The organism is Okeania sp. SIO2B9, assembly GCF_010672505.1.
GTDB lineage: Bacteria > Cyanobacteriota > Cyanobacteriia > Cyanobacteriales > Microcoleaceae > Okeania > Okeania hirsuta.
The window spans coordinates 1-7558 of sequence record NZ_JAAHGK010000215.1; the positions used below are offsets into that span (position 1 = coordinate 1).

At 36.2% G+C, this 7558-nt stretch carries 7 protein-coding genes and 3 pseudogenes; 3 read left to right on the forward strand and 7 right to left on the reverse strand.

All coding sequences use genetic code 11. The annotated features are described in order from the left end of the window. The 3 genes from F6K13_RS10165 to F6K13_RS10175 all read left to right on the forward strand — a co-directional run. Window positions 1-957: aldo/keto reductase (locus tag F6K13_RS10165; protein WP_287287317.1), on the forward strand; the 957-nt coding region annotated here is incomplete at its 5' end. Continuing rightward, window positions 954-1082: a hypothetical protein gene (locus tag F6K13_RS10170; RefSeq protein WP_275670398.1), complete on the forward strand. Its 129-nt coding sequence runs from the start codon at window positions 954-956 to the stop codon at window positions 1080-1082. The genes F6K13_RS10165 and F6K13_RS10170, both read left to right, overlap by 4 nt. A gap of 149 nt (window positions 1083-1231) precedes the next feature. Beyond that, the gene (locus F6K13_RS10175) at window positions 1232-1777 is read left to right on the forward strand and encodes a C1 family peptidase (RefSeq protein WP_124145743.1); all 546 of its coding nucleotides are present in this window, start codon (window positions 1232-1234) and stop codon (window positions 1775-1777) included. Window positions 1778-2248: 471 nt separating this feature from the next. Here the strand turns inward: F6K13_RS10175 and sigC are convergent, their stop codons facing one another. The 7 genes and pseudogenes from sigC to F6K13_RS10200 form a co-directional block, all read right to left on the reverse strand. Next, window positions 2249-3499: an RNA polymerase sigma factor SigC gene (gene sigC, locus F6K13_RS10180; protein WP_124145754.1), complete on the reverse strand. Its 1251-nt coding sequence runs from the start codon at window positions 3497-3499 to the stop codon at window positions 2249-2251. Between the two features lie 639 nt (window positions 3500-4138). Beyond that, window positions 4139-5041 carry a lipoyl synthase gene (gene lipA, locus F6K13_RS10185; protein WP_124145742.1) on the reverse strand — a complete coding sequence of 301 codons (903 nt, stop codon included), beginning with the start codon at window positions 5039-5041 and terminating at the stop codon, window positions 4139-4141. A gap of 307 nt (window positions 5042-5348) precedes the next feature. Continuing rightward, window positions 5349-5558 (reverse strand): annotated as a pseudogene (locus F6K13_RS35035) (transposase); the annotation flags it as partial. Between the two features lie 168 nt (window positions 5559-5726). After that, window positions 5727-6053, reverse strand: a pseudogene (locus tag F6K13_RS10190) (transposase). 12 nt (window positions 6054-6065) lie between these two features. Then, complete coding sequence (locus tag F6K13_RS10195; protein WP_205127422.1) at window positions 6066-6254, reverse strand: hypothetical protein; 189 nt, start codon at window positions 6252-6254, stop codon at window positions 6066-6068. 57 nt (window positions 6255-6311) lie between these two features. Beyond that, window positions 6312-6455, reverse strand: a pseudogene (locus tag F6K13_RS35040) (transposase family protein); the annotation flags it as partial. Window positions 6456-6739: 284 nt separating this feature from the next. Next, the coding region (locus F6K13_RS10200) for a solute carrier family 23 protein (RefSeq protein ID WP_375340660.1) at window positions 6740-7558 on the reverse strand (819 nt) is incomplete at its 5' end.

The window sequence follows — 7558 nt, forward strand, 5'->3', positions numbered from 1 at the left end:
AAGCGAACATTAGGTAACTCTGAAATTGAAATTACCCCAATCATTATGGGTACATGGCAAGCTGGAAAACGAGGATGGGCAGATATTGAAGATTCTGAAACTATCAAAGGAATAAGAGGGGCTGTTGATGCAGGTATCACCACAATTGATACTGCTGAAATTTATGGAGATGGTTACTCAGAAAGAATAGTTGCTCAAGCATTGGCAGATGTACGAGAACAAGTAATTTTAGCGACCAAAGTTTTTCCAAATCATCTCAAATATAACCAAGTAATAGAAGCTTGCGATCGCTCCCTCAAAAACCTGAAAACTGATTATATTGACCTCTATCAAATTCACTGGCCGTCTGGTGCATTTAATAGTGAAATTGTACCAATTGAAGAAACAATGAATGCTCTTAATAAACTTAAAAAAGAGGGTAAAATTCGAGCAATTGGTGTGTCTAATTTTTCTCGCGAACAAACAGCAGAAGCAGCTCAATATGGTCAGATTGATAGTACCCAACCACCCTATTCTTTATTCTGGCGAAAAATAGAAAAAGAAGAAATGCCTTACTGTGTTGAAAATAATATTTCTATTATTGCTTATTCTTCATTAGCACAGGGATTATTAACAGGTAAATTCGGACCAGACCACAGATTTGCTGAAGGGGATATTCGTGCTAAAAATAGACTATTTTATATCAAAGAAAACTACGAACGAGTGCAAACAGCCTTAGAAAAACTGCGTCCTATTGCAGAAAGTAAGCAGTGCAGTCTCGCTCAACTAGCGATCGCCTGGTTAATTGCTCAACCCCAGACAAAGGCTATAGTTGGAGCAAGGAATGCCGAACAAGCTACTGCTAATGCTAAAGCTGGAGATGTTAAATTATCTGAGGATGAGCTAGCAGAAATTGATGCGATCGGACGAATAGTCACAGATCCTTTAGACGATCGCCCTGTCATGTGGGATTTTTGAAGCAGGTTGTAGGCGATAGGAGATGGGGAGGGTGGGGAGTGTGGGAACCCACCCCTACTGCTCCCAGGAAGGGAATATCGAGAAAGATTTGGCAATGGCGTATCGGTTGGAATATTTGTTTATAGTGAACCCGAGCTGATTTGATATCGCCCCTACACCAAACAGAAAATTGCCTCTAAGAGCTGAAAAAAATTATATTAGGTTACGCAGTACAACCCAATACAGTTCAGTTAAGGATTTTTTGTACAGTTCTGTAATCTGAAGAACTACTCTGATGGTTCTATACTTGATGAATTATGCTTCAGAACAGCACGTTCTCCGTTGTAGTGGTGGGGGAACCTGCAAAGGTGGTTGGTACGGACTTGTGTTTAATTTTATGGTTGAACAAGGTAATTTACCAGAAAGAATTTTTCGCTATCAAGCAACAGATGCTGTCTGTCGTTTCCAGCGTAATACTCCCTTGAAAGCGGCAACTTGGGAATATGTGCGTAACGACGGCGGTATTCCTTCTGTGTCTCAGATGAAACAAGCTTTATGTAAACATGATCCGGTTGTTTCTGCTGTATATATGACTGATGTTTTTCATGCCTACAAGGGTGGAGTATATAACGAGAACGCCTATGGAACTCCTAATCATGCTGTGACTATTATTGGTTGGGATGATGAAAAACGTGCTTGGTTAGTGAAAAATTCTTGGGGTACTGACTGGGGTGAAGATGGTTATATGTGGATCGCTTATCATACTAATCGTATTGGTTATGGTGCAGCTTGGGTTGATGCGAGAAAATACCCTTTGCCAAGAAGGGCATTGCTGAATTAAGGTATGAAAGTAGGTTTATAGGGAACAGGGAACAGGGAACAGGGAACAGGGAAAAGTTAATATTAACAAGTAGTTCAAACCATCCAAAATAAAAAATCCCAAATACAAAATTATCAAATCATACCCAGAATCAGCAACGCCCCAAGAAGAAATGCCAGAAATTAGTGATAGCAAAGAATATTGTGAAATTCAATGAAATACAAACCATCATGCTACAGTTATTTGACAAAAGCTGAAAGTTGAGCCTGAGAGTAATATAGCAATTTTATCTGAAATACAAGTAATTATGGGTGTTGCTGAAGCGCGTGTATGATATTAACCTTAATTATTTAGGAGTCAGGAGTCAGGAGTCAGGAGGGAAGAAAGAAGAAGAAAGAGTAGTAGAAGGAGAAAGTTTTTTGTTGACGCTCTTATCCGTTAGCGTAGCTCCCCCAGAGGGGGAACAGGACATCATATTTATTTCTTTTTTACTTAAGTCAAAGACTCTAAGTAATCCTGCACCTGACTACGACGCTTGGGTTGGCGCAGTTTCTGTAGAGCTTTTGCTTCAATTTGACGGACTCGTTCCCGAGATAGTTTCAAAGAACGACCAATTTCTGATAAAGAGTAAGGATTACCATCTCCTAAACCATAACGCATTGAAATTACCGACTTTTCTCTTTGAGTTAAATCTTCTAGTAGTCCTTTTAATGCTTGTACTAAAGATTCTCGCATCAACATTTCTTCTGGAGAAGCATCTTCAGTTTCTAGGAGTTCTCCTAACTCAGTATCCTTATCACTACCGACTTTAGTTTCCAGAGAAATTGAACGTGGAACTTTCAGTAACACTTCTCTTACTTGAGTTGGTGTCATTTTTAGTTCTTGGGCAATGTCCTCAAGTTTTGCTATACGTCCTTTTTCTTGAGAAATTTTTCGTTGTGCTTTTTTAATTTTGTTTAACTTTTCGGTAATATGGACAGGTAAGCGAATTGTACGACTTTGAGTAGCGATCGCTCTTGTAATTCCTTGACGAATCCACCAGTAAGCATAAGTGCTGAATCGATACCCTCGTCTTGGGTCAAATTTTTCAACTGCCCTTTCTAAACCCAAAGTTCCTTCTTGGATTAAATCTAAAAGCTCTAGACCACGATTCTGGTACTTTTTTGCTACTGACACTACTAAACGCAAGTTAGCATTAATCATGTGGTCTTTGGCTTTAATACCATTACTTTGAGCTTGCTCCAGTTCTTTGACAGTTAAACCTGCTAATTCTGCCCAACGAAGTTTTCCGGCAGTCAGAGCAGGTTTTAGTTCTACTACAGGTATATCTGCTGCTTTTGCCCACCGTTCTAAAGATGGCCTATGTCCTAACTGAGCTGTCAGACGATTACGAATCTCAATCAACTGAACATAACACTGAATTACGCCTTCTTCTTCTTTAGCTGATTCATTGAGTAACTCCCATAACTCTACATAGCGCTTGACTTTTTGAGCTTCAGAGACTTCTTGATCTCTTTCTAGTAAGTCAACTCGACCAATTTCTTGGAGATACAAACGTACTAAATCAGTTGTGCTACGATTAGTGCTTTTTTGAGCATTCTCTGTTTCTCCATCTTCCATTTCTAATTCATTGGTTTCTGGTTTATCAATGATTTGCTCTATATCTTCAGAAATATTAGTCTGTAAATTATTGTCTTGCAGTTTTTCTTCAGATTCTTCAGTGTAACGATAAGTAGCTGACATAGCGATCATCTCAGTTGCTCCAAGTGACAAAAGGCTGTACTTAGTGGACAGTCTATGGATAAAATGCCTTATTCTGAGGAATATTGGCATTTGCTCTAGATTTTGTTTCCTGATGAGTATTGACAATTATAGACTGAATGAACTTAGGCAATCGCTTATATTAAATATTACGTTAAATATATTAGCGATGACCTTAAGAGTACATTTGCCTGTGTGTTTTTGCTCCAGGTAACTTTTCTAGGCTTGATTTTTAGTATACGGAGACTTCTGCTATAGAAAGGTGACTATAGTCAGAAGTTATATTAATGTTCATCACTATTACTGGTTGTTTCCGATCACTTCGGGAAGTTTCTGACTTTGGAAGTTAAATTCTTATAGATCGTTATTTTTATTTTTTGCTGGTTACACTTTACTCTTGACTCAGCTTAATTTTTATAAAGCTTGTAACTTAATTTATGTGTAGTGTACTCAATATAGTTACTAATCAATTTCTAGCTATTAAGTTAGTTCAGACACAATAATAGGTGATCGGTATCACATTTTAGCAGTGATCATTTTTGCTATCAGGGGTGATGGGTGATGTACTTTAGAAGTGATTATAGCTTTCCTGAGTAGCAAAAATGAGGCAAAATCTAAAGTCTACTCCTTACTTTTAGCCTTTGGATGATTTTTCATTAATTCTTTTACCTGTTCAGCATGATATGAGCTACGAGTCAAGGGGGAAGCAACAACTTGTAAAAAACCCAATGAATAGCCTATTTCTCTCCATCGATCAAACTGTTCTGGCTTGACAAAACTAGATACTGGTAGGTGCTTAGGACTTGGTTGCAAGTATTGTCCAATAGTTAAAATGTCACAGTCAACGCTCCGTAAGTCCTCCATTACTGTTTGGACTTCTACTTCAGTTTCTCCCAGACCTACCATAATACCAGATTTTGTGTATACTTCTGGGGCAAATTCTCGCGATCGCCTGAAGAGTTCTAATGTACGATGATAGTCACCTTGAGGGCGAACTCTACGATACAGTCGCTTAACAGTTTCGGTATTATGATTAAGTACTTCTGGCTTTGTTTGAAGAATTATTTCCAGAGCTTGCCAATTACCACATAAGTCTGGTATTAGGACTTCTATGCTTGTTTGAGGTGAAATTTCTCTAACTTGGGAAATACATTTGGCAAATTGAGTAGCGCCCCCATCTTTCAAGTCATCTCTATTAACAGAGGTAATAACTACATGATTGAGCTTTAACCTTTTAACTGCTTCTGCCAGTCGCTCTGGTTCAGTCGTATCTAAAGGCTGAGGCTTTTTCTCAAAATCTATATCGCAGTAGGGACAAGCACGGGTACAAGCAGGTCCCATAATTAGGAAAGTTGCTGTACCAGCATTAAAACACTCACCTATATTTGGACAGGAAGCCTCTTCGCAGACCGTATTGAGATTCAAGTCTCGCAAAATTTCCTTGACATTACCAACTCTTTGCCATTGAGGGGCTTTTACTCGTAACCAGTTCGGCTTAACTACCACTTCTTCCTCTGCTGTGATTTTTACCTTAAGTTTAGTTTAACAAATGTCGCATAATAGCCACAAGAGGTTTAAGTAAGTTTTTCGGTAAATTCCTGAGTTTAGGAAGTAGCGAAAGATTGACAATCAAGTTTATATAAATAGGTATAAATCATTGTATAATAATATGTAACCCCAACCTTCTAAGACCACACTACAATAACAAAAGTAAGCCTGTTTTTATTCCTAATCCTGTTCAAGTTCCTACTGTGTCAAATAAATCTACAAATATTAAAACAAAAATAATGGTGATTAGCTCCCAGATGTTAGTTTTTATGGCTCTTCTAGACTAAATATGAAAAATTACTAGCAAAAATGCCAACGACTGTAAAGTTCTTTTTCTAAAGTTGTCAAAGTTAGTTAACCCATAACCTCTCCTTTTAATTAACTTGATTTTTTGATTAATTCCTTCTACTGTTCCTTGGGTTGTCCGGTGATCAAAATATCCTAAAATCTCATCAATCCATCTTCTGATTGTTTGACAACTTTTCGGAAAATCTTTATAACATGATTGAGTCTATTCCACCATCTTCCACAAAGCTTCATTGCCTGTTATTTGACTTTCAAATATGTCTCTTTTCTTCTGTTTTTTGTGATACATAGACATTCATTTATGAGCGACTTTTTCCACTTCCTTTAACTTCTCTTTCTCTGTTTAATTCAGCTTCTATTTTTTATTTAATAAGGGATACTTAATCAAGGTTATTCCTGGTATTTTTAGCTCTCTTTGTTTTTGATTTTTAAACTTTTGTGCCTCGATTTTTTCTATTTTTATTCTGGTATCTAACTCTTCATTTATTTGTTTCATTACATGAAACCTATCCACTACTATTTGTGCATTGGGTATTCATTCTTCCACTACACTTTTATATGGCTTCCATAAATCTATGCTCACTTCTTCTATTTGGTTTAATCTCTCTGAACCCAAGCTCCGCAAGTATTCTCCTATGACTTCCTTATTTCTTTTCTCCAATAATCCTATGGGTTTTTTCAATTCTAAGTCTACTCAAACTGCTGGATAATTCTTCCCTCCTTTTAAATCAGTTATTTCATCAATACCCAACCTGTTTAACTTTGAAGGTTTTTCCTTTAATAAATCCTCTCCTAATTCTTTAAGTATGGTTTCTATTTCTGCTGGAGTCATTCTATTTCTTTTTCCAGTATTAATGACATCCGTTTCCCATGGTTCTGTCACGACTTTTTGAGCTAATCTTTTCCTATAAGTTCTTCTTTTTTTGACAAAGTTTAATTCCTAACTAAAAACTTTTTTACAGTTTTTACATCTAAATTGACGGCGATTAACAAGTAGAAAAACATCAAAGCTACTCAAGGAAATATCTCTGACTCTATATCGATGAGATTGATGGATTTTATCTGTAGTCTTTTGACAATGAGGACAAGTTGTAGTTTGGACTTTATTTTCTCATTCAATCAGTAATTCATTTTCAGTAATAAAATGATAATTAGTTGCTTTAAAGCCTTCAAATTTAATGATTTGAGTGATCAAAAAGAGAAGGGAGTTAGATGGCATATTATTAAAATTTCATTTTTGTTGCTCAAATTCAATACATTTAATAGCATTAACATCTGTCATTAGTCAATATTTAGCAAGGGTTTGAGTATACTTGACTTTAAAATTACTAAGGAAAATGTAATTTTTTTATTCTTAAATTGTCATAACTACTCTAGAAGAGCCATTTTTATTATGCTTTCTAAACCAATAAATGCTTGACCAAATAAGTGTGTTGGCAACTGAGGAAAGCTAGCAATTCCTTGAGGTAAAGGTGAAATTCCTAATATCCAACTTAGTAATGCAGTTGCTAAAATTCCCCATAATAATGATCCAGTAATCCTGCGAGCTATGAATCCAGAAGTAATAATAATTCCAGCGATGGCTACTAATGTTTCTGGTTGATTTAGATTCCCTAAAGTTGTAGTTGTAGTTTCATCATAGACAATAATTTTGGTGTTTATTAGAGCTATATAAGCAATAAATAAGCCAATACCAACTGTTGTAGCTTGTTTAATACATTCAGGAATAGCATTAACTATTTGATTGCGAATTTTACTAATAGTTAAACAAATAAAAATTAAGCCTTCTATCAACACAGCAGCCAAGGCAATTTGCCAAGAAATTCCTAACTTCAACACTACTGAAAAAGCAAAATAAGCGTTTAACCCCATGCCTGGTGCTAAGGCAAATGGATAATTACCGTATATTCCCATAATTAGAGTAGCTAATGCTGCTGATATTGCTGTAGCAATTACTAATTCTCCAAATAAATCGCCGGAGCTCTGCAAAAAAATTGCTTTAGATAATATGTCAGGATTTACTACTAAAATATATGCCATTGTCACAAAGGTAGTTATTCCTGCTACACTCTCTGTGCGAAAGTTAGTTTTGAGCTGGTTAAATTGAAAAAATTTAGCAATAATTACTAATTTATTTAACTGGCCATTTTCTGGAGTCATGTTGCTACCTAACAATTGAGAATTTGG